Genomic DNA, 23,159 nt, shown 5'->3' with positions numbered 1-23,159 from the left:
TCAGTAAGTGGTCTTCAGGGTCAGGTAGATGGCGCCTCTGTCTTCCGTGGTGGCACCGCCACCGGAGAAGGAGGCATATCCACCGGCATAACAGGTGTTGCGCTGGGCCCCATCGAGGGCATTGGGGGTGGCGCCATCCTCGGCACCGTCATTGCACTCGGCAGACTTGCCAAAGGAGTCCACGTATTTCAGATCGACGAAATACTGGTTGTAGAGGGTGGCACCGAGCCCCACCGCATAGCTGCCGGTGTCTTTCGCCCCGCCCGCCTGGACCGGGGAGATGCCCGCCAGCCCCCAGTTCACCGAGAGCGGCATGTTCATGTCGACCCCCGGCAGGACCTGATACCAGGTCGGGGTGAAGTTGACCGCCAGCCCCCAGTTGTCCCGGGTGGGCTTGTCGATGCCGGTGTAGCTGTCCTCGCCTTTGTAGAGCGCCTTGTTGTGGTCATCCAGGCTCAGCAGGTTGCTGTAGTAGAGCTCCCCGAGCAGGGCGGCGCCGTCGAACAGCGCAGTGTCCGCGAAGGTCATCAGACCGTTGAGGGTCCAGTGCAGGGTATCGCCGGTGGCGCTGTAGCCATCGGAGCCATCGGTGATCACCCCGGTGTCCGGATGACGGGGACCTAGCACGGGCGCCGGGATCCCGAAGCCGTTGGCCAGTCCCCCGGGACCAGTAGCACTGAGCAGGGCCGGGATGCTGGAGAGGGGCATGTGCTGGCGATAGTTGAGGTCGCTGCCGACACTCACCCCGGCCACATCCTTGGAGAGGCTGAGGCCAAAGATGTCGATGTCGTCGCCATAGGCCAGGGCGTAGCTGGTGTTGGCGATGGACTGGCGCAGGTTGGGCACGGCCCCGGCCGGCAGGGGCGCCGCCCCGCGAATGGTCATGCCACGGGCATCGAGCACCGCCTGGGGCAGGATGTCGGCGGTACGGCGGTAGAAGGCCCCCAGGGTCGCATCCAGCGCCTCGGGGGACCACTTGGCCATGATGCCCCAGTCGCCGTGCTTGCCCGGCTCCAGGTCATCCCCCCGGCGAATGTTGCTGAGGGTGCCGCTCGGTCCGGCCAGCCCCGGCCCGCCTGTGTGACCCAGCAGGAAGGACTGGGCACCGAAGCCCACCAGATCGGAGCTGCCGTAATAGGTGCCGGCTTCCGGCAGGCGGGCGGCGTTCCAGTCCAGGAAGTACTGGGCGGCGAAGGTCCACTCCGGGTTCAGGGTGAAGGAGGCGGAGATCTGGTTGCGGGGCACAAACAGCTCTTTCGCTTCCGTCCCCGGGGATGCCGCTAGCTTCGCGAGATCCAGGCCGGACTGGCCATAGCTGAGGGCGTGCACCGGGCTCAGCAGGGTTTCCCCCCAGAAGATGTTGTGCTGGCCTATCTTGACCCCGAGCAGGGATTCGTCACCCACCTCCATGTTGTGGAACACGAAGGCATCGAGCAGCTCGCCGGAGGGGCCATGGTAGTAACGATCCGCATAGTCGCTCAGATGACGGTTGCCCGCCACCGGGGGCAGCCCGACGATGCCGGAGCTGGCGCTGTTGCCGTTGATGAAGGGGTTCTCGTCAGCGCCGACGTCGCGGTAGGCATAGTCATACCAGCTGGCGGCGCTGATGCGAAAGCCGGTGTTGCCCTTGTTCACCACATCCAGCTCGGTCAAGAGATCGAAGCGGGTGGTGACGGTATCGCCGGCATCCTTGAAGTTGTAGTCCCCGTCGTTGTTGTTCGGGGTGGCAAGCATCCGCACATCGGCACTCTCGGTGCGCATGCCGTAGTTGAACTTGCCGGTGTTGTCGAAGCGAACGGACCAGTCTTCACTCTGGGTGTCGACTTCGACCGCCTGAACGCTGGGCATGAGGACGGCCGCTATGGCCGTCGCCAGCAGGCTGAGGCGCAGGGCACCGCAACCATGACTCGTGTGCTTGTAATCCATTACAGTCTCTCCGAGTGTTGTCGTCGTTTTGTTATTTTTGTTGCCGTTTCCGTTGGCTTTTTTATGGCGCTGGCCGGGGCGTTTCGCCGGATTTGGCAAGCTGGCCATTGGCCGGTTGCCTCCCCCGTGTTTCGCTTGTCCGAGTGCGCTCTGTGTTCTTAGTGCCGACTGTAAGGCCTAGCTCCAGGGGCGCGCTTGCCATTGAACGTCAGTCACTTTTCATTTGGTGACAGCGGCTGCATCCCGCGGCTGGCGCGGGATTCGCTCGTCGACGACCGGCCCCATACAGCCCTTGTTCAGCTGAGAACCGTGATCTGGGCGACAGAAAAGCCGCGAAGGGAACAGGAGATGGAGACAAGCGGGAGGCGACGGGTTTGTGCAGGATAGCCAAGGGGCAAGAGACGTAGATGGCGAGAAACAATAGCGGGGAGTGCGCGAGCGCCCTCCCCGTGGATGGCTAAGCGTCAGCGCGCTATGGCGCAGCCGGTGGCGGCTTGCAGCGCCTCGAACTCGATGCCGGGGGCCAGCTCCACCAGGCGAAGGCCGTTCGGGGTCACGTCCAGCACGGCGAGATCGCTGATGATGCGATCCACCACGCCGACCCCGGTCAGCGGCAGGGAGCACCACTCCAGTATCTTGTGCTCCCCCCCCTTGGCGCAGTGCTCCATCAGCACCACCACCCGCTTGACCCCGGCCACCAGATCCATGGCCCCCCCCATGCCCTTGACCATCTTGCCCGGGATCATCCAGTTGGCGAGATCCCCGCGCTCGGAGACCTGCATGGCCCCGAGCAGGGCCAGGTTGATGTGGCCGCCGCGGATCATGGCAAAACTCTCGGCGCTGTCGAAGAAGCTGCTGCCGGGCAGTGTGGTAATGGTCTGCTTGCCGGCGTTGATGAGATCCGGGTCCAGCTCGGCCTCGCTCGGGAAGGGGCCTATGCCGAGCAGACCGTTCTCGCTCTGCAGCCACACCTCCATGCCGTCCGGGATATAGTTGGCCACCAGGGTCGGCAGGCCGATCCCCAGATTGACGTAGAAGCCATCTTGCAGCTCCTGTGCGGCGCGCTGCGCCATCTCTTCACGGGTCCAGGCCATGATTTAGTTCCTCGCTGCGCACGGTTGGAAAAAGAAAGCCAATAGAAGCTCCTGGGGGATGTACTGCGCCAACTCTTCACGGGTCCAGAGCATGTCAGTTTTTCTCCATGACGGTGCGCACTTCGATGCGTTTCTCGGGGTCGGGGTTCAAGACCAGCCGCTGCACATAGATGCCAGGCAGGTGGATCTCGTCCGGGGCCAGCTCCCCCACCTCGACTATCTCCTCCACCTCGGCGACGCAGACCCGCCCCGCCTTGGCACAGAGCGGGTTGAAGTTGCGCGCCGTCTTGTTGAACATCAGGTTGCCCGCCTTGTCGGCCTTGGCACCCTTGATCAGCGCGATGTCGGCGGTCAAGGCGAGCTCCATCACATACCACTCGCCGTCGAACTGGCGGGTCTCCTTGCCCTCGGCGATGAGCGTCCCGTAACCGGTGCGGGTGAAGAAGGCGGGGATGCCAGCGCCGCCAGCCCTCAGCTTCTCGGCGAGCGTCCCCTGGGGGGTGAACTCAAGCTCAAGTTCCCCCGCGAGATACTGGCGCTCGAACTCCTTGTTGCCCCCCACGTAGGAGGAGATCATCTTCTTTATCTGGCGGCTGTGGAGCAGCGGTCCCAACCCGAAGTCATCCACCCCGCAGTTGTTGCTGATGATGGTGAAGCCGCCCTTGCCGCTCCCCTTCAGCGCCTCGATGAGCCGCTCCGGGATGCCGCACAGGCCGAAGCCCCCCGAGGCTATGGTGATGTCGTCCTGCACCAGGCCGCTCAGGGCGGCCTGGGCGCTGGGATAAACCTTGTTCATAACTACCTCTCTGCTCTCTGGCTAGTCCGTTGGCCACAGGGGCGCGTTCGTTTTATGGCTGTTTTTTTTGAGTCGGCATCCATGGCCTTCCTAAGGCTTGATGCCCCAATGCATCAGGGTCAGCACCAGGGCGACCAGGAAGGCGGTCTCCCCCACCATCAGCAGGATGGGCTTGATGCCGACCGCCGCCAGCTCCTTGAGCTGGGTCTTCATGCCGATGGCGGCGATGGCGATCACCAGGCACCAGCGTGACAGGCCGTTGACCCCCTCCTGCAACGGGACGGGCACCCAGCCTGTGCTGTTGATGCAGGCCAGCACCAGGAAGCCGACGGCAAACAGGGGCAGCAGGGGCGGACGCTTGCCAGAGGCGGGATCCGCCCCCCGCCTGCGGGTGATCATGGCGGCGACGACGATCACCGGCAGCAGCATGGCGACCCGCATCAGCTTGACCACGGTCGCCACATCACCGGTCTCGGTGGACATGCTGTAGCCGGCTCCCACCACCTGGGCGACGTCGTGAATGGTGGCGCCGAGGAAGACCCCCGCCTCCACCGGCGTCAGCTCGAAGAAGCGGGCGATCATGGGGTAGAGGATCATCGCCAGGGTGGAGAGCACCGAGACCCCGATCACGGTGAACAGGGTAGCGCGCTCCTTCTGGGGGTGATTGGGCAAGGAGGCGGCCAGGGCCAGGGCGGCGGAGGCGCCGCAGATGGCGGTCGCCCCCCCGGTCAGCATGCCGAACAGCCGCTGGAATCCCATCAGCCTGGCCGCCACCACCGAGAGGCTGATGGTGACCACCACCAGGGTGACCACCAGCAGCACCGGCATCCAGCCCAGCTCGGCGATCTGGCCCAGGGTGATGCGCATGCCGAGCAGGGCGACCCCGATGCGCAGCACGCTGCGCGCGGTGAATTCGATGCCCGCCTTGCAGGTCCCCTCGGCGGAGAGGAAGTTCAGCCCCATGCCGAGCAGCAGGGCAAACAGCAGCACGGGGGCGCCGTAATGTTCGGAGAGGAAGGTGGCGGCGGCCGCCACCGTGATGCTGACCGCCATGCCGGGGGCCAGGGATCGCACCCGCTGATAGCGATCCGTCATGGTCAGGGTGAGCATGGGCTGACCTCCCGGGATGGGATGAGGATGGCGAGCCCCTCTCCCTCCCGCTCGACCGGGTAGCGGCCGACCCTGAGCTGGGTCGAGTTCAGCAGCAGCCCCGTCGTCAGGTTGAAGCGCAGGCCGTGGGCCAGGCACTGGATCACCTCCCCCTCCAGCCGCCCCCCGCACAATGAGGCCCCCTGGTGAGGGCAACTGTCGTCGATGGCGTGGAAGCGGCCATCGACGTTGAACAGCACCAGGCTCTTGCCCTGGGCCTCGATGAGGATACGTTTGCCCGGTTCAGGCACCCGCTCGGCTGGCACCAAGATACGCGCAGCCGTCGCCCCGGCCGCCGCATCCAGCGCCTGGCGCAGGCTGGCCAGCAGCTTCACCACCGGCTGGGCCCCGCTGAGAGTCAAGCCCTTCCCCATCACGAAGCTGGGCACCCCCTGCTGGGCCGCCCCGGGCAGATCGCAGTGGAAGGGAGTCTCGTCCCCCTGCAGGCTGCTCACCAGATCGGTGGACCCAAAGCCCGCCGCCTCGGCCAGCCCCAGCAAGGTAGCACCATCCCCCAGATCCCCACCGTGCAGGAAGTGGCAGGCGAACAGCCACTCCAGCAACTCGTCCAGCTGCGCCGGCGATCCCAGCTGGCAGGCCCGTTGCCACAGGCGGTGGGCATCCGCCGTGTTCGGCATGCGGGGGATATTGCCAAAGTCCAGCTCTACGCCGACGCTGGCCGCCGCCTGCCGCACCTGGGCCTGACGCAGGCCCATGGCCTGTTCGCTGCCAAGGCGCCGCAGGTAGAAGTCGTGAAAATCCTCCCCCTGCACCGGCAGCGCGGGCAGCAGCTGCACCCCGCGCCAGCTTACATCGACCTGCACCTCGGGCCGCTCTGCCCGCAGTTGGGTCAGGGCCTGCGCCAGCTGGCGTTTGCCGATGAGGCACCAGGGGCAGATGAAATCGACATAGACCTCGATGCAGATTCTCATGCCCTCACCTCCGAGCCCTGGGGACCAGTGATGATCTGGCGGCCAGCGTCACCGTCGAGCCGGGCCACGTCCTTGTGGTAGTGGCGCTTGCCGTAGAAGAAGACGGCGGCCGCCGCGACGCTGATGAGGGGCACCAGCTGGAAGGCGTTGTCCAGGCCTATGTGGTCGGACACCTTGCCGGTGATGAAGGGGCCAGGAGCCAGCCCGAGCAGGTTGTTGGCAAGGGTCAGGGTGGCAAAGGCCGTGCCGTGCACGCTGGCGTGGGTGAGGTTGGCCACCATGGCACCGGCGGGACCCGAGGTACCGGTGGCGATGAACATGCCCAGACCGATGAGGAGCAACTGGGGCAGACCGAATGGCAGGGCAAACGCCAGCGACAGCAGGGCGCAGCTCCCCAGGCAATAGCCGATGGCCAGGCTTATCTTGCGATCCGGCCGGTTGCGGCACAGCCGATCGCTCAGCATGCCGCAGAGGATCATGCCGGCGCCGCTGCACAGCACTATGATGGCGGCCATGAGCCCCGCCTTGTCCGTGTCCAGCCCGTAGTAGCGGTTGAAATAGCTCGGCATCCAGACGATGACGGTGCCGCCGACGAACAGTTGCAGGCCGCTGCCCACATAGGCCGAGATCACCGAGCGGCTGGAGTAGAGGCTGCGCAGGGGATTGCGGCCCGCCTCCGTGCTCCCCCGTGCCGCCCGGCTGGTCTGGGAGATCCGCGCCTCCTTGACGATGAGGGGATAGATGGCCGCCAGCACCAGGCCGAACAGGGCCATGCCGGCGAAGGCCCAGCGCCAGCCGAGGAAGTGCGCCAGCACGCCCCCGGTGGCCATGCCGAGCACAGAGCCGAACATGCCGCCGGAGATGAAGGCGCCGGATAGGGTGGCCCGCATCTCCCGCGGGAACACTGAGACCACCACGGCGATGCCGACGCTGCCGTAGGCCGCCTCCCCCACCCCCACCAGGAAGCGGGCGACGAACATCTGCTCATAGTCCTGGGCCAGGGCGCAGCCCAGGGTCGCCAGGCTCCAGAGCGCGGCCATCATGGCCAGGCTCTTGACCCGGCCGAAACGATCGGCGAGCAGGGAGAGCGGAAAGGTCAAGAGCCCGACCATGAGTGCCACTATGCCGCTGAGCAGGCCCAGCTGGGTGTCGGATAGCGCCCACTCCCCCTTGAGCATGGGGAAGACGGCGTTGAGCACCTGACGCGACATGTAATCGGAGATGAGCAGACCGAAGGTCAGCGCAAACACTATCCAGGCATAACGACGGGGCACGGCAACCTTGCCGGCCTCTGGGTCGTCATCGATATGATACGTAGCCATACAATCCCTCGCGCTACTGCAAATTGGGTTGGGTTTTTCGGTCAACGGACCGGCGGCAGACGCCCCCGGCCAGACAATATTGATTCATCACTCAGTTACCCTGCGTGCTGCATAGTGCAAGGCGCAAGGCCGTTTGGCAAACAGTGTTGGGGGGTCGCCGCCCCGCTATTTTTGCGGCGACCCATCTGGCTCAGGACCGTTGTGGCACTCCTTTTTGGCCAGGGGTCCGGTTCGGCGCCATGCCGTTGGCCAGCAGCGTCTCCTCCACGCTGTCGTACTGCACGCCGATGCGGTAGATGGCGCGCGCCTCCTTGCCGTTGGCTACCTCGCGACCCAGCTCGTGGGCGACCCGCACGCACTGGCGGATCTGCTCCACCGAGCTCATGCGCTGGCCGTGCTGACCTATGATGGTGTCCTCTATGCCGCAGCGGGGGTGCAGCCCCATGGCCATGGCCATCATGTTGAAGGGCAGCACGTTTTTCAGCAGCGACTCGGCGGTGACGCAGGCACCGTCCGGCGCACGGTGGACGAAGTTCATGAAGTTGAACGGGTTGGGACCGTCAAAGCCGCCGCCGATGCCGATCCAGGTGAGGTTGAGCGGCCCCATGTAGACACCCCGGCGCACCAGCCGCTCCAGGGTCTCGAGGGCGTGCATGCCGGTCAGCTGGAAGTGGGGCTGGATGCCATTCGCCATCAGTCGCTTGAGGTGTTCCGCCACCCAGGCCGGGCCGGCCGGCACCGTCATCTCGCTATAGGCCGCCTGGTAGGCGGGGTTCGCCAGCGAGGTGCCCGACAGGTACTCGGGGTAGAGCAGCTCCATGATGTTCATCTGGGTGGTGTTGATGGCCACAGTGACCTGATCCGGCTTCGGGGTCAGCTCGGCCAGCATGTGACGGGTGTCATCGGAGAGCCACTTGGCCGCCTCCCCCTCCCCTTCCGGGGCGAAGGAGATGGAGCCCCCCACCTGGATGATCATGTCGGGCACCGCCTTGCGCACCCCGGCGATCAGCTCGTTGAACTTGGACAGCCGCTTGGAGCCGGTACCGTCCAGCTCGCGCACGTGCAGGTGCAGCACTGTGGCGCCGGCATCAAAGCACTCCACCGCCTTCTGGACTTGCTCCTCCATGGTCACCGGAATGTCTTCCGGGAAGTCGCCAGGGGCCCACTCTGGGCCGTAGGGGGCCACTGTGATGACCACCTTTTCCATGTTTTCCGGGTGCAGGGAATCGTCAAAAAATTGCATCTGTTCATTCCTTAAATTGGCTGGCCTTCCATGAAGAGCCGGGCGTGGTGATCTCTCCCGGGCGCGGGGCCCGGGGTTTGATCAGAAGGGGGTATCTCCCATGATCCCGGCCCGCTCCATCTTGCGATGGCTGGGGGGGTAGTCCATGGCGGCATAGTGCTGGGTGCTGCGATTGTCCCAGATGGCGATGCTGCCCGGCTGCCAGCGCCAGCGCACCTGATACTCGGGGATATAGGCCTGGCTTATCAGGTAGCGCAGCAGATCGCTGCCCCCCATGCTGTAGTCCTGGCCGACACGCACGTGGGCCGGGGTGTGGAAATTGGTGAGATGGGTGGCGAAGGCGTTGACGAAGAGGATCTTCTCGTCTGTCTCCGGGTGGGTGCGCACCACGGGGTGCTCCGCATCCGGGAACTGGGCCTTCAAGGCCAACCGCTTCTCGATGGGCATGGCCGCCCCGAAGCTCGCCTCTATGCTGTGACGGGCACGCAGGCCGGCGATCTTCTCCTTGATCTCCCCCGGCAGCTGCTCGTAGGCCACCACCATGTTGGCCCAGAGGGTGTCGCCCCCCACGGGCGGACACTCCACGCAGCGCAGCACGCACCCCATGGGCGGTTGGGTGCGCCAGGTGGCGTCGGTGTGCCAGGCATTCTCGTAGCGATCGTTGGGTACCTCCGGGGACTTGTAGATGCGCACCAGGCCGGGATTCTCCGGGTCGCTGCCCGCCACCGGGTGATCCTCCAGCTCGCCGAAGCGGCGGGCGAAGGCCACGTGATCGGCGCGGCTGATATCCTGCTTGCGCAAAAACAGCACCCTGTGCCTGAGCAAGAGGGTACGGATCTCGGCGAACAGCCCCTCATCGTGAACGGCGTCCGCCAGGTTGACACTGCTCAATTCGGCGCCTATGTGGCAGGTCAGTTGTTCTACACGCATGTCTCTCTCCCTGAATGACAAGTCAGTGCTGCAGGCGCCGCCCTCCAGTGCGGGCTGGCCTGGGATCCTTGGCCTAGATGATGAACACGGAGGAGCCCGTGGTCTGGCGCGACTCGAGATCGCGGTGAGCCTGCGCTGCGTCCTGCAGCGCGTAACGCTGATTGATCTCTATCTTGATCCGACCGCTGGCCACGTGATCGAACAGCTCGCCGGCCAGGGCCTCCTTCTCGGCGGGATCGGCGATGTAGTCGGCGAGCGCCGGGCGGGTCAGATAGAGGGAGCCCTTCATGGCCAGCAATTGCGGGTTGAAGCCCTCGATGGGACCGGAGGCGGTGCCGACGCAGACCATGAGGCCGCGGCGTTTGAGGGAATCAAGCGAGCCCATGAAGGTGCTCTTGCCGACGCTGTCAAACACCACGTCGACCCCGGCGCCGCCAGTCAGGGCACGCACCCGGGTGGCCACATCTTCGCGGCTGTAGTCGATGGTGAAGTCGCAGCCGTGGGCACGGGCCAGCTCGGCCTTGGCGTCGCTCGAAACGGTGCCTATCACCGTCAGCCCCAGCAGCTTGGCCCACTGGGCGACGATGAGTCCGACGCCCCCCGCCGCCGCGTGCAGCAAGATGCTGTCACCGGGCTTGAAGTCATGGATGCGGCGCATCAGGTAGGCAGACGTCAGGCCCCGCATTGTCATGGCGGCGGCGGTCTCGCAGCTGATGCTGTCCGGCAGTCTGATGAGGGGGGCGGCCGGGATCAGGCGCTCGGTAGAATAAGCGCCGAGGGTGTTGATAAAGCCGGTGTAGGTGACGCGATCGCCCACCGCCACGTTGCTGACCCCCTCGCCCACCGCCTCCACCACCCCGGCTGCCTCGACACCGAGGCCATTGGGCATGGGGATGGGGTAGGTGCCATTGCGAAAATAGGTGTCGGCATAGTTCAGGCCGACCGCGGCATGGCGCAGGCGCACCTGGCCGGGACCGGGCTCGCCCACCGCCACCTCTTCGTAGCGCAGCACGTCCGGGCCCCCGGTTTCATAAAAGCGTATGGCGTTGGCCATCTCTGTTCTCCAATCCGTTCGTGAATGAAATGCATCGTCCGGATTGAATCTAGGGGGTTGGGTGAATGGCCGCTTTTCATCGGGCGACAGCCACTTTTCATCTCATGACACCCCCCTTCGAATTCGTTGCCCGCCCTCGGGGAAGACGACAGAATCGGCCCTGTTCCCCCATGACGGCGAGGCGACATGGCCGGGCAAGTGTTGGAGCCTGAAGGTATTTAATTGAATTACAGGGATTTATCCAGGAAGCAGCCGCCTTTGCCCGCTCAGTGACGGGCCTTGGACCTAAGCATAATTGACGTTAACGTCAACGTAGTGTGAGATGGTTCTATTCACAGCAAAACATGAGCAGCATGAAAGGAGTCACTATGTCTAACTTGTCCCCCTCGGCCGGGGTGCGTTTTCGCACCGCGCTGGCCAATGAGAAACCCCTGCAGATCGTCGGCACCATCAACGCCTACATGGCGCTGATGGCCGAACGCAGCGGCTTCAAGGCCCTCTATCTGTCCGGTGCCGGGGTGGCCAACGCCTCCTACGGTCTGCCGGATCTCGGCATGACCTCCATGAACGACGTGCTCATCGATGCCGAGCGCATCACCGCCGCCACCCAGGTGCCACTGCTGGTGGACATCGACACCGGCTGGGGCGGCGCCTTCAACATAGCCCGCACCGTCCGTGCCTTCGAGCGCGGCGGGGTCGCTGCCGTTCACATGGAGGATCAGGTCGCCCAGAAACGTTGCGGCCACAGGCCCAACAAGGCGGTGGTGAGCATGGCCGAGATGGTGGATCGCATCAAGGCGGCGGTGGATGCCCGCCAGGACGAGAGCTTCGTCATCATGGCCCGCACCGACGCCCTGGCGGTGGAAGGGCTGGGCTCGGCCCTGGAGCGCGCAGCGGCCTACGCCGCCGCCGGAGCCGACATGATCTTCGCCGAGGCGGTCACCGAACTTCACCAGTACGACAGCTTCAAGCAGGCGGCTGGCGTCCCCATCCTCGCCAACATGACCGAATTCGGCAAGACGGAGCTGTTTGACAAGGAGGCCCTCGCTGCCCACGGCGTCGACATGGTGCTCTACCCCCTGAGCGCCGCCCGCGCCGCCAACCAGGCCGCCCTCAACGTCTATCAGCAGCTTCGCCGCGACGGCCACCAGCGTGCCGTGGTCGACACCATGCAGACCCGAGAGTCCCTCTACGACTTCCTCGGCTACCACCACTACGAGCAGACCCTGGACAGGCTGTTCACCAAGGACCTGTCTACCAAGGAATAACATGCCGACCGGCCGCCTCATGCTGGCCGCCGGCGCTTCAACGGACTGAATGAGGAAACCTGTGATGAGCGCACTTGTGGAAACCACCCCCGGCTTCAAGCCGAAGAAATCCGTCGCCCTCTCCGGCACCGCCGCCGGCAACACCGCCCTCTGTACAGTGGGCCTCTCCGGCAACGATCTGCACTACCGTGGCTATGACATCCTGGATGTGGCCACCAGCTGCGAATTCGAGGAGATTGCCCACCTGCTGGTGCACGGCAAGCTGCCCAATGCCGCAGAGTTAGCCGGCTACAAGGCCAAGCTCAAGTCCCTGCGCGGCCTGCCCGCCGGGGTCAAGGTGGCGCTGGAGCAATTGCCCCCAAGCGCCCATCCCATGGATGTGATGCGCACCGCCACCTCGGTGCTGGGGTGTCTGTCGCCGGAGAAGGAGGATCACAACCACCCGGGGGCCCGGGACATCGCCGACAAGCTGATGGCCTGCCTCGGCTCGGTGCTGCTCTACTGGTACCACTTCAGCCACAACGGCAAGCGCATCCATGTGGAGACCGACGACGACTCCATCGGCGGCCACTTCCTGCACCTGCTGCACGGTGAGAAGCCCCGCGACTCCTGGGTGCGCGCCATGCACACCTCCCTCATTCTCTATGCCGAGCACGAGTTCAACGCCTCCACCTTCACCGGCCGCGTCATCGCCGGCACCGGCTCCGACATGTTCTCCTGCATCACAGGTGCCATAGGTGCCCTGCGCGGGCCCAAGCACGGCGGCGCCAACGAGGTAGCCTTCGAGATCCAGAAGCGTTACGACAATCCGGACGAGGCCGAGGCCGACATCCGCGCCCGCATCGAGAAGAAGGAGGTGGTCATCGGCTTCGGCCACCCCGTCTACACCGTCTCGGATCCCCGCAACAAGGTGATTAAAGAGGTGGCTCGCGAGCTCAGCCTGGAGCAGCACAACACCAAGATGTTCGACATCGCCGAGCGCCTGGAGTCCACCATGTGGGAAGCCAAGAAGATGTTCCCCAACCTCGACTGGTTCAGCGCCGTCAGCTACCACATGATGGGGGTGCCCACCGCCATGTTCACCCCGCTGTTCGTGATCGCCCGCACCTCCGGCTGGTCGGCCCACGTCATCGAGCAGCGCATCGACGGCAAGATCATCCGCCCGAGCGCCAACTACGTGGGCCCGGAGGATCTCAAGTTCGTGCCGCTCAAGGAGCGCAAGTGATGACCAACGCACAATATCGCAAGCCCCTGCCCGGCACTCAGCTTGACTACTTCGACGCCCGGGAGGCGGTCGAGGCCATCGCCCCCGGCGCCTGGGACAGGCTCTCCTGCACAGCCCGCGTCCATGCCGAGCAGAATCAGGAGCACAAGTGATGACCAACGCACAATACCGCAAGCCCCTGCCCGGCACTCAGCTTGACTACTTCGACGCCCGGGAAGCGGTGAACGCCATCGCCCCCGGCGCCTGGGACAGACTCTCCTACACAGCCCGCGTCCACGCCGAAAACCTGGTTCGCAAGTGCGATCCGGCCATCCTCACCGAGTGCCTCGGCCAGATCGCCTTGAATAAGCGCGATCGCGACTTCCCCTGGTTCCCGGCCCGGGTGGTGTGCCACGACATCCTGGGCCAGACCGCCCTGGTGGACTTGGCCGGTCTGCGCGATGCCATCGCCGATCAGGGCGGTGACCCCGCCCAGGTGAACCCTGTGGTGCCGGTGCAGCTCATCGTCGATCATTCCCTGGCCGTGGAGTGCGGCGGCTTCGATCCCGATGCCTTTGCCAAGAACCGCGCCATCGAGGATCGCCGCAACGAGGATCGCTTCCACTTCATCAACTGGACCAAGCAGGCGTTCAAGAACATAGAGGTGATCCAGCCGGGCAACGGCATCATGCACCAGATCAACCTGGAGAAGATGTCGCCGGTCATTCACAGCGACAGGGGCCTCGCCTACCCGGACACCTGTGTCGGCACAGACAGCCACACCCCCCACGTGGACGCCCTCGGGGTGATAGCGGTGGGGGTGGGTGGGCTCGAAGCGGAGAACGTGATGCTGGGGCGCGCCTCCTGGATGCGCCTGCCGGAGATCGTCGGCGTGGAGCTCAGTGGCAAGCCGCAAGCCGGCATCACCGCCACGGATCTGGTGCTGTCGCTGACCGAGTTCCTGCGTCAGCAGAAAGTGGTCGGCGCCTACCTGGAGTTTCATGGGGAAGGCGCCGCCGCCCTCACCCTCGGCGATCGCGCCACCATCTCCAACATGGCGCCTGAGTACGGCGCCACCGCGGCCATGTTCTTCATCGACCAGCAGACCATCGACTACCTGCGCCTCACCGGCCGTGATAGTGAGCAGGTCAAGCTGGTGGAGACCTATGCCAAGGAGGCGGGCCTCTGGGCCGACTGCCTGGCGAGCGCCCAGTACGAACGTGTGCTGCACTTCGATCTCTCAACCGTGGTACGCACCCTGGCGGGCCCCTCCAACCCGCACCGCCGCCTGCCGGTGGCCGATCTTGCCGCGCGCGGCATAGCGGTGGATCTGGACAAGGCCCGCGCCCAGGAGGCCGACGGCCTGCTGCCGGATGGGGCCGTCATCATCGCCGCCATCACCAGCTGCACCAACACCAGCAACCCGCGCAACGTGATTGCGGCAGGTCTCCTGGCGCGCAACGCCAACCAGCTCGGCCTGACCCGCAAACCCTGGGTCAAGTCGTCCCTGGCACCGGGCTCCAAGACGGTGGCCTTGTACCTGAAAGAGGCGGGACTGGACAGCGAGCTGGAGCGGCTGGGCTTTGGCATAGTGGCCTTCGCCTGCACCACCTGCAACGGCATGTCAGGCGCACTGGATCCCGCCATCCAGCAGGAGATCATCGATCGTGATCTCTATGCCACCGCCGTGCTGTCGGGCAACCGCAACTTCGACGGTCGCATCCACCCCTACGCCAAGCAGGCCTTCCTCGCCTCGCCGCCGCTGGTGGTGGCCTACGCCATCGCGGGCACCATGCGCTTCGACATAGAGAAGGATGTGCTGGGAGTGGTGAACGGTAAGGAAATTCGCCTGAAAGACATCTGGCCGTCGGATGACGAGATTGATGCCGTGGTCAGGGCCTCGGTGAAGCCGGAGCAGTTCCGCCAAGTCTATATCCCCATGTTCACCATAGAGGAAGACCATGGCCCCAAAGTGGCGCCCCTGTACGACTGGCGTCCCATGAGCACCTATATCCGTCGCCCGCCTTATTGGGATAAAGAGGGGGAAGGGGCGCTGGCGGGGGAACGAACCCTCAAGGGCATGAGGCCGCTGGCGCTGTTGCCGGACAACATCACCACCGATCACCTCTCCCCCTCCAACGCCATCATGCGCAGCAGCGCGGCCGGTGAGTACCTGCACAAGATGGGCCTGCCGGAAGAGGACTTCAATTCCTACGCCACCCACCGCGGCGATCACCTGACCGCCCAGCGCGCCACCTTCGCCAACCCTCAGCTGGTGAACGAGATGGCGGTGGTGAACGGCGCAGTGAAGAAGGGCTCCCTCGCCCGGGTCGAGCCGGAGGGCCGGGTCATGCGGATGTGGGAAGCCATCGAAACCTACATGGCCCGCAAGCAGCCGCTGATCATAGTGGCGGGCGCCGACTACGGCCAGGGCTCGTCCCGTGACTGGGCGGCGAAAGGCGTGCGACTGGCGGGGGTGGAGGTGATAGCGGCGGAAGGCTTCGAGCGCATTCACCGCACCAACCTGATCGGCATGGGGGTGCTGCCGCTGGAGTTCAAACCGGGCACCAGCCGTTTGACCTTGGGGCTGGATGGCACCGAGACCTATGACGTCAAGGGGGCGCGCACCCCGCGCACCGATCTCGTGCTGGTCATTCACAGGCGCAACGGCGAGACGCTCGAGGTGCCCATGACCTGCCGTCTCGACACCGCCGAGGAGGTCTCGGTCTATGAGGCCGGCGGCGTGCTGCAGCGCTTCGCCCAGGACTTCCTGGAAGCGACCACCCACAAGGCCGCCAGCTGATATATGGTATTCCCCTCCCCTTCACCGGGAGAGGCATGATGTGCTCCCTCTCCCTTTGGGAGAGGGTTGGGGTGAGGGGATCTCCCCTCATCCGCCCTTAGGGCACCTTCTCCCCGAGGAAGAAGGAACCGTCACTCTTTTCAGGACAAGATTCATGGCCCCACTCTCTTCGACTCACACACCTCAAGTCAGGATCCCGGCCACCTATATGCGCGGCGGCACCAGCAAGGGCGTCTTCTTTCGCTTAGGTGATCTGCCAGAACGCTGCCAGCAACCGGGCCCAGCCCGCGACGCGCTCTTCATGCGCGTCATCGGCAGCCCCGATCCCTACTCGGCCCACATGGACGGCATGGGGGGCGCCACCTCCTCCACCTCCAAGTGCGTGATCCTCTCCAAAAGCCAGCAGCCCGATCACGACGTGGACTACCTGTACGGCCAGGTTGCCATCGACAAGCCGTTCGTGGACTGGAGCGGCAACTGCGGCAACCTCTCCACCGCCGCCGGCGCCTTCGCCATCCACGCCGGGCTGGTGGACCCCGCCCGCATTCCCCAAGACGGCACCTGCGTGGTGCGGATCTGGCAGGCCAACATCAGCAAGACCATCATCGCCCATGTGCAGGTGAGCAACGGTCAGGTGCAGGAGACAGGTGACTTCGAGCTGGACGGGGTCAGCTTCCCCGCCGCCGAGGTCGTGCTGGAGTTTCTCGATCCGTCCGACGATGGGGAGGAGGGCGGCGCCCTCTTCCCCACCGGCAACCTCATCGACGATCTCGAGGTGCCAGGCATAGGAAACATCAAGGCCACCCTGATCAGCGCCGGCATCCCCACCGTCTTCGTCAATGCCGAGGAGATCGGTTATCAGGGCACCGAGCTGCGCGAGGCAATCAACACAGACCCCGAGGCACTGGCCCGCTTCGAGGCCATCCGGGTTGCCGGCGCCCTGCGCATGGGGCTCATCAAGACGCCCGCCGAGGCGGCCACCCGCCAGCACACCCCCAAGGTCGCCTTCATCGCGCCGGCCAGGGAGTACCGCACCTCCAGCGGTAAGCAGGTGAAGGCCGATGAGGTCGATCTGCTGGTGCGGGCCCTCTCCATGGGCAAGCTGCACCACGCCATGATGGGCACCTGCGCCGTGGCCATAGGCACAGCGGCGGCCATCCCCGGCACCCTGGTGAACCTGGCGGCCGGTGGCGGCGAGCGCGAGGCGGTGCGCTTCGGCCATCCGTCCGGCACCCTGCGGGTGGGTGCCGAGGCGCGGCAGGTGAATGGCGAGTGGACTGTCACCAAGGCGGTGATGTCGCGCTCCGCCCGCATCCTGATGGAGGGTTGGGTGCGGGTACCTGGGGATGCCTTCTAGCCCGCAGCAAGCCTGCACACCACCAAAATGAAAAGGCCCGGGCAATTGCCCGGGCCTTCTTATGGTGACCTTCGTATTGGGGGCTGACCTCCCCCTCCTCGCACGCAAGGCTACTCCTCTGCTTATCCACCCGTTATTTCGGGCGCGCCACGCACTCCACATGGCGCGGTATGCTCTTCTTCGCATCGCCACCGATCAGCCGCTTCACCTGACCATCCGGGCATTGGCCGTCGTCCACATAGGCAAGCTTCCCATAAGGGAGCTTGCCCGGCGCGGGATCCTGACTCAGATAACTGATGGGGGCCGGCGCGAAATAGGTGCACCCCGACACCAGGCCCACCAGCAGCAACCCCCCTGACAACAGCGCGCTCTTCCATATGACAGCCATAGGCCACTCCCCTGTGTGCGGCGGAATCTGCACCAAGCTGTGCATCCCCTAGTACCGACCCAGGCAGTGTAGTCACCCTTCATGGCTGCCCGATAGCCTCCCCGGGCGGCGCACCGACGGATCCAGACACAACAAAAAGCCCAAGTGACAGGGTCACTCGGGCTTTGTACTCCATTACGTCATAAAGGCAGACAAGCAGGATGCTACCTGTCACATCCTGTCAGGATCTGCGGCTGACACCGTTATGGCACCGAGGCGGACAGCCCATATACCCAGGCTGTCCGCACGCCGGCTGCCGCCAGACTCGCTATCCCTCCTCGCCATGCCCCCTGCGCTTGAGGGTGAGCGTTGGTCACCAGCACAAATTACTCTGCTGCCCGCCGGCACGACACAAAATGGTAGTAAGCGTCGGGAATCGAACTATGGCCGCCATACATAGTGCTGAACGCATAGTGATTGCTGCCACTGCTATAATCGCCCGTCCAGTGATAGGAGCTAGTCGGCCAACCGGCAGCTATCGACAAGTCACCGAACTCCGCAAAGAGTCCCTGGTACTCAGCCAGGGTTGGCAGGCGAAAACCTTGCCCCAGGTAAGTGCAATAGTTGTTTCCGTTAGGCCATGTCATCGTGACGTAGGTCTTTCCATTGTGTTTAATTGTGCCGTCATATGGGATCCCCGCGGCATCCACCTCGCTTTGCAGCGGCGGACAAGTCCATTCGGCACCAAAACTGTCGACCAATATGCCTATAACACAGCCAGTACCATAAGCTGGCAGGGGGTAATACACGGTTAGCTGCGTAGTGGCACTGACCCCTGAACTATCCTGCATCGTCGCAGCAATGGTGGTGGCACCACCAGCAATCCCCGTGGCCAGGCCGTCGCCATTGATGGTGGCAATGGCGCTGTTGCCGCTGCTCCAGGCGACGCTGGCACTCGCATCCACGACGCTCCCATCGGACAGAGTAGCCATGGCGGTGAACTGCTTGGTTTCCCCTATCAGGAACGAGCTATCAGCCGGCGTCACGACCAGGGAGACCGTTGTCGGAGGCAACTTAGCACAGGTCACGTTATCGTAGTTGTTGGCATCGTGTGCCGTACCACCGCTGGTGCCATTCCCCAAATAGAAGCGATAGTGGGAGCCCGCATTAGTCCCCATGGTCGACGACCAGTAGGCTCTCTCGCCCGGCCAGCCCGCATGGTTTTCCAGGCTACCAAACTCGTCGTACAGTCCCTGCAACTCATTCTGGCTCGGCAGGTAATACCCATCCCCCAGGCCGGTGCAGTAGGCGTCTGCCTGCGGCCAATTCAACAGGGCATAGATAATGCCGTTCTCGCTATAGGTCATACCGTAAGCAATACCCTCGGCATCGGCCTTCGACTGGGTCAGCGGACAGGTCCAGGTCTTGCCTGCCCCATCGACCAGAGTATCCGTGGCACAACCGGCCCCCGTCACCGTCAGCTCGGCCGTGTCGCTAAGCGAGGAGCCATCCAGCGTCATCGCCGTGATGGTGCTGCTGCCCACCGCCACCCCGGTCGCCAGGCCGGTGTTGCTGCCGATGGAGGCGAGGGCGAGATCGCCGCTGCTCCAGCTGACCGAGCTGGTCATATCCTGGCTGCTGCCATCGGACAGGGTCGCCGTGGCATCAAACTGCTGATCTTGCCCCACCGAGACGGTCGCTGTCTTGGGGGTCACGGCCAGCGCTGTCATGACGGCACTGGTCACCGTCAGGGCCGCGCTGCCGGACTGGCCGCTGACCATGTCGGTGGCCGTGATAATGGCCTCCCCCACGCTCACCCCGGTCGTCAAGCCACCGATGACGGTAGCGACCCCCGCGGCGTCACTGCCCCAGCTGGCGGAACTGGTGATGTCCTGGGTGCTGTTGTCGGACATCTGGGCGGTGGCGGTGAGCTGCATGCTGAGCCCGGCTGGCACAGTAGCCGGATCCGGCGTGACCTCCACCCCCATCACGGTGGCATCGCCCACCGCCAACGAGGCGCTGTCGCTCAGGAAGCGGCCGTTGACACTGCCTGCGGCGCTGATATAGGCCGAGCCCAACGCCACCCCGGTGGCCAATCCGCTGGTGCCGTCGACTGTGGCCACGCCACTGTCGCTGCTGCTCCAGCTGATATTGCCGTTGCCTGTCATCTCCTGGCTGGAGCCATCCGACAGCCAGGCACGCACAGTGAACGGCTTGCTCAGACCCATAGGTACCGCCTCTATGCCAGGCCTCACCTCCAGGCTGGTCACATCGGCACCGCTCACCGTCAGGGAGGCGCTGTTGCTGACGGTGACGCCATTGACGACGGCGGTGGCACTGATGTCCGTCGTACCCGCCCCCGTCCCGGTGGCCGTGCTTCCATTGAGGATGGCAACAAGGGGATCGCTCACCCAGCTGGCGCTGCTGCTCATCGGCAAACTGGTGCCGTCCGACATCAGTGCCGTGGCTTCATAACGCTGGCTAGTGCCAATAGATACCGAGCCCCTGGCCGGGGTCACCTGCAAGGCGGTGACTGTGGCGTCTGTCACTGTCAGTTGCGCGCTGCCGCTGAAGATCTGGCCGTTGACGCTGGTGCTGGCGTTGAGGGTGGCGGTGCCGGCGTTGGCCCCCGTGGCCAAGCCGGTGACACTGATGGTAGCCATGCCGGGATCGCTGCTGCTCCAGCTGGCATCCAGCACAGGCTGGCTGCTGCCATCAGACAGCATGGCGGTCGCGCTGTACTGCTGGGGCAAACCTATCGGCGCCCTCAGGCTGGGGGGCGTCAGCTGCAGTGCTGTCACTGTGGCATCGCTCACCTTCAACTGAGCCGAGCCAGCGATGGGCTGACCATTGAAGGTGCCAACGGCCGTGATGGTCGTGGTGCCGGCACTCACCCCCTTCGCCAGCCCCCAGAGATCCTGCTCATTGCTGACGGTGGCGGTGGCGCTGTCACCACTGCTCCAGCTCACTATGTCCGTCACCACCTGACTGGTGCCATCTGAGAGCACAGCGGTGGCGATCAGAGGCTGTGCCAGGCCGATCGCCGTCGTGCTCGCTGCCGGGGTCACCTGCAAGGCGGTGACTGTGGCGTCGCTCACCGTGAGCTGCGCCGCGCTACTGACGCTCTTGCCCTGGAAGAGACCGCTCGCACTCAGGCTGGCCACGCCCGACCCTATCCCGGTCGCCAACCCTTGCGCGACTGTGGCGGTGCCCGCATCATCGCTGGCCCAGCTCACCTCAGGGGTCACATCCAGGGTGGTACCGTCGGAGAGCTGCAGGGTGGCGGTAAAGCGCTTGCTCAAGCCCGACGCCACCAGGGTGGCAGGGGGCGCCACCTGCAACCCTATGGCCTGGGCATTGCTGACCTCCAGCTGCGCCCTCGCCTCGACAGGAGTGCCATTGGCCCCCACTCCTGACGCCGTGATGGTGACCTTGCCCGGCGCCACTCCGGTCGCCAGCCCTGTGCTCGTGATGGTCGCGATGGCGCTGTCGCTGCTGCGCCACTGAAGATCGCCGAGCGCCGTCACATCCTGCACCTTGCCATCGCTCATCAGCGCCTGCGCCACATATTGCAGCCCCAGCGCCACAGGTATGCGTCCCTGGGGCGGGGTTACCTGCAGCGAGACTATGGCCGTCGCGCCGCTCCCGGACTCCGGCTGTGATGACGAGTCCTCATCTCCCCCGCCACAGGCGGTCAGCAACAAGGCCGCCATGGACGCGCATATCCACATGAATAGTTGTTTCATCGTATGTCCTAATAAGCTGTTCAACTTGTATACCTTGCCCCCCTGCCCTGTCGTTTTTGCGGCTGGGCAAGCGCCCTATTGCGACCCAGCAGAGGCCAGCCAGAATCACCGGGATCAGGTCATCACAAGGGCACATTAAAACGAGAGAACCGGATTCACCGGGCTATCGAGCAGGGCGAGCTGTGGCTGCCAACGCGGGCATGGGGTCAGACAGAGACCATCAGAGGGCGCGCCATCGCCAGGATTCCTCTGGCCGGATCCGGGCAGCCACCGGGGTTATGGGTATTCCACATTCAAGACGGCCTGGGCGCTGAACACCCCGGGTTGTGGCAGGGCGCCTGTACCCACAGGGGCCGCATAGAAGAGCACTGTCCCCTCCCCATTGAGCAGAGGCACCGACAGTTTTCCGGTATTGGGCACTATCCAGTCACCGCTGTCGGCCACGTCACTCTGGGTCGAGAGAGCCACCCCCAGCCCCGCCTTGCCGGTCTCTATCAGCGCGGGGTTTTCCGCAGAGGCCGCCGCGTTGACACTCAGCGTCACTCCTGTGCCCATGTCCACACAGCTGATGGGCATAGAAACCGTCTGGATCAAACCAGGTTGAGAGGGGGGCGCCCCCAGTCTGATGCTGCTGGACGGGAAGGTGCCGAAGTCCACGATTTCGGCCGCATTGTTGTTGATGACGCAACCCGGCTGGATCAGGGTAGCGCGCACCTCAATAGTCACATCCGCCGCCCCGGCGAAGAAGACGGCGCCGCACAGGGCAAGGCCGATGCTCGCGGCTATCTTGCTGTTCATCACGTCCGCCTCATTGATAGGATAAAGTGACACCCACTAGGGCCGTCGCCGTACCGGCCGTCATCTCCCCGGTCCGGATATAGCGAAAGCCGAGGGGGAAGTTGAATGTGCCACCCTGGGGACCACTCTGCCCCAGCCAGACTTGATTGATGCCGTGGTTGCTGGCGTCATCGGGCCCCAGCGAATAGAACTTGCCGCTCCCTGGATTGACCACTTGAACCCCCAACCCACGGGCGGTACTGTCGGCAGTCAGCTCTACGATGCTGGTTCTGTTGCTCGGGTTGGTCTGATCCGAGAGTGTGAAGTGGATCTCGACATTGGGATCGCACTGCAAGCTGATCATGGTGGGGATAGTGCTGGTGGTACTGCCAACGGCGGAGAAATCACGGGAACTCAGCTCGCCGAAGTCGATGTAGGTATGCGCCGGAGAGGTCACGTCGCACCCCCGGGCGGCGACATTGACAGTAAAGGCCCGCTGCCCGACGCGATCCTGATATGTCCTCCCTTCCTCATCTCGGCAATCAACACCCAAAAACGCCTCCATTTGCGGGATCACATAACTGCCTGCTGGCAACTCACCGGGCATGGCATACAAGACATAACGAAATCTTGCATCAATGGCATCGGTGCCAGGTACTCGTGTTGAATTAGGGGTCGGATACCAGGTCGTGAACGTCCAGGCAAGGGGGACGGCATCACTGTCTGGGGCTGAGGTATCCCTGGTCGGGACTATGACCCCGAAATAGGGATTACCCGTTGACATGAGGGTATGTACTTTTCCATTAAATTCGACGGTATGAGCCGTGGCCGCGGTATAGCTGAAAAAACTCCCCTCTCTATCTTTGACCGTGGGATCACTTGGGTGGCAGACATTGGCGGCTGTCAATCCTGCATTCGCCACCAGATAAGCCTCGGAATTATTCTCTGGTGCCGTTATGGTTATTTGACCACTGGGTGGCCCCAGATATGTCTTGGCCGAGACGGCGGATGCATGAAATACACTCGCCATCATGCTTCCCCATATTCCAGAAATCATGGCCAAACGTATCAACCCGGTGAATGCACTCTTGCCACCCATATAGGCCCACTGGTCACCTGAAAAATAATGACACACCCTCATTACTCACACCTTTCATTTAAATAACAGGAATATTTATCAAGCATTCAGGA

18 protein-coding genes are annotated in these 23,159 nt (G+C 64.1%); 5 read left to right on the top strand and 13 right to left on the bottom strand.

The annotated features are described in order from the left end of the window. From G4923_RS12510 to G4923_RS12470, 9 genes are all read right to left on the bottom strand, one after another. Entirely contained in the window at window positions 1-1,926 is a 1,926-nt protein-coding gene (locus tag G4923_RS12510) for a DUF1302 domain-containing protein (protein ID WP_163137253.1), read from the bottom strand. A gap of 464 nt (window positions 1,927-2,390) precedes the next feature. Then, window positions 2,391-3,020, bottom strand: coding sequence for a CoA transferase subunit B (locus G4923_RS12505; protein WP_111911506.1), 630 nt, complete (start codon window positions 3,018-3,020; stop codon window positions 2,391-2,393). A 94-nt stretch (window positions 3,021-3,114) separates the two neighbouring features. Further along, window positions 3,115-3,816, bottom strand: coding sequence for a CoA transferase subunit A (locus tag G4923_RS12500; protein WP_106886511.1), 702 nt, complete (start codon window positions 3,814-3,816; stop codon window positions 3,115-3,117). Between the two features lie 90 nt (window positions 3,817-3,906). Further along, window positions 3,907-4,926, bottom strand: a complete 1,020-nt coding sequence (locus G4923_RS12495; RefSeq protein WP_163137252.1) for a YeiH family protein — start codon at window positions 4,924-4,926, stop codon at window positions 3,907-3,909. Further along, the gene (locus tag G4923_RS12490) at window positions 4,914-5,897 is read right to left on the bottom strand and encodes a DsbA family protein (protein ID WP_163137251.1); all 984 of its coding nucleotides are present in this window, start codon (window positions 5,895-5,897) and stop codon (window positions 4,914-4,916) included. The genes G4923_RS12495 and G4923_RS12490 overlap by 13 nt, the downstream gene beginning before the upstream one ends. Next, window positions 5,894-7,219, bottom strand: a complete 1,326-nt coding sequence (locus G4923_RS12485; protein WP_163137250.1) for an MFS transporter — start codon at window positions 7,217-7,219, stop codon at window positions 5,894-5,896. Before G4923_RS12485 ends, G4923_RS12490 begins: the two co-directional genes overlap by 4 nt. A gap of 190 nt (window positions 7,220-7,409) precedes the next feature. Continuing rightward, a complete protein-coding gene (locus G4923_RS12480; RefSeq protein WP_163137249.1) occupies window positions 7,410-8,462 on the bottom strand; it encodes a beta-keto acid cleavage family enzyme in 1,053 nt (350 codons plus the stop codon). Window positions 8,463-8,543: 81 nt separating this feature from the next. Continuing rightward, entirely contained in the window at window positions 8,544-9,392 is an 849-nt protein-coding gene (locus G4923_RS12475; RefSeq protein WP_163137248.1) for a TauD/TfdA dioxygenase family protein, read from the bottom strand. 73 nt (window positions 9,393-9,465) lie between these two features. Continuing rightward, window positions 9,466-10,446 carry a quinone oxidoreductase family protein gene (locus G4923_RS12470; RefSeq protein ID WP_111911516.1) on the bottom strand — a complete coding sequence of 327 codons (981 nt, stop codon included), beginning with the start codon at window positions 10,444-10,446 and terminating at the stop codon, window positions 9,466-9,468. Window positions 10,447-10,814: 368 nt separating this feature from the next. Here G4923_RS12470 and prpB point away from each other — a divergent pair, with 368 nt between their 5' ends. The 5 genes from prpB (at window position 10,815) to prpF (ending at window position 17,078) form a co-directional block, all read left to right on the top strand. Further along, window positions 10,815-11,714, top strand: a complete 900-nt coding sequence (gene prpB, locus G4923_RS12465) for a methylisocitrate lyase (protein ID WP_163137247.1) — start codon at window positions 10,815-10,817, stop codon at window positions 11,712-11,714. A 64-nt stretch (window positions 11,715-11,778) separates the two neighbouring features. After that, entirely contained in the window at window positions 11,779-12,939 is a 1,161-nt protein-coding gene (gene prpC / locus G4923_RS12460; RefSeq protein ID WP_111911520.1) for a bifunctional 2-methylcitrate synthase/citrate synthase, read from the top strand. Beyond that, window positions 12,939-13,091 (top strand): hypothetical protein, encoded by a 153-nt coding sequence (locus G4923_RS12455; RefSeq protein WP_163137246.1) that lies wholly within the window; start codon window positions 12,939-12,941, stop codon window positions 13,089-13,091. The genes prpC and G4923_RS12455 overlap by 1 nt, the downstream gene beginning before the upstream one ends. Continuing rightward, on the top strand, window positions 13,091-15,721 hold the full coding sequence (gene acnD / locus G4923_RS12450; protein ID WP_163137245.1) for a Fe/S-dependent 2-methylisocitrate dehydratase AcnD: 2,631 nt from the start codon (window positions 13,091-13,093) through the stop codon (window positions 15,719-15,721). Before G4923_RS12455 ends, acnD begins: the two co-directional genes overlap by 1 nt. 154 nt (window positions 15,722-15,875) lie before the next feature. Then, window positions 15,876-17,078 (top strand): 2-methylaconitate cis-trans isomerase PrpF, encoded by a 1,203-nt coding sequence (gene prpF, locus G4923_RS12445; RefSeq protein WP_163137244.1) that lies wholly within the window; start codon window positions 15,876-15,878, stop codon window positions 17,076-17,078. 133 nt (window positions 17,079-17,211) lie between these two features. Here prpF and G4923_RS12440 read toward each other — a convergent pair whose 3' ends face one another. From G4923_RS12440 to G4923_RS12425, 4 genes are all read right to left on the bottom strand, one after another. Beyond that, complete coding sequence (locus G4923_RS12440) at window positions 17,212-17,466, bottom strand: DUF6719 family protein (protein ID WP_163137243.1); 255 nt, start codon at window positions 17,464-17,466, stop codon at window positions 17,212-17,214. Window positions 17,467-17,831: 365 nt separating this feature from the next. Next, window positions 17,832-21,191, bottom strand: coding sequence for an Ig-like domain-containing protein (locus G4923_RS12435; RefSeq protein WP_163137242.1), 3,360 nt, complete (start codon window positions 21,189-21,191; stop codon window positions 17,832-17,834). Window positions 21,192-21,467: 276 nt separating this feature from the next. Beyond that, window positions 21,468-21,989, bottom strand: a complete 522-nt coding sequence (locus tag G4923_RS12430) for a fimbrial protein (protein WP_106886499.1) — start codon at window positions 21,987-21,989, stop codon at window positions 21,468-21,470. 10 nt (window positions 21,990-21,999) lie between these two features. Then, window positions 22,000-23,109: a fimbrial protein gene (locus tag G4923_RS12425; RefSeq protein ID WP_163137241.1), complete on the bottom strand. Its 1,110-nt coding sequence runs from the start codon at window positions 23,107-23,109 to the stop codon at window positions 22,000-22,002. Window positions 23,110-23,159: the final 50 nt, after the last annotated feature.

The organism is Aeromonas rivipollensis, assembly GCF_010974825.1.
In the GTDB taxonomy this organism is placed as follows: domain Bacteria; phylum Pseudomonadota; class Gammaproteobacteria; order Enterobacterales; family Aeromonadaceae; genus Aeromonas; species Aeromonas rivipollensis.
The sequence above is the reverse complement of the archived record's forward strand: the minus strand, read 5'-3'. Positions and strand labels throughout refer to the sequence as shown.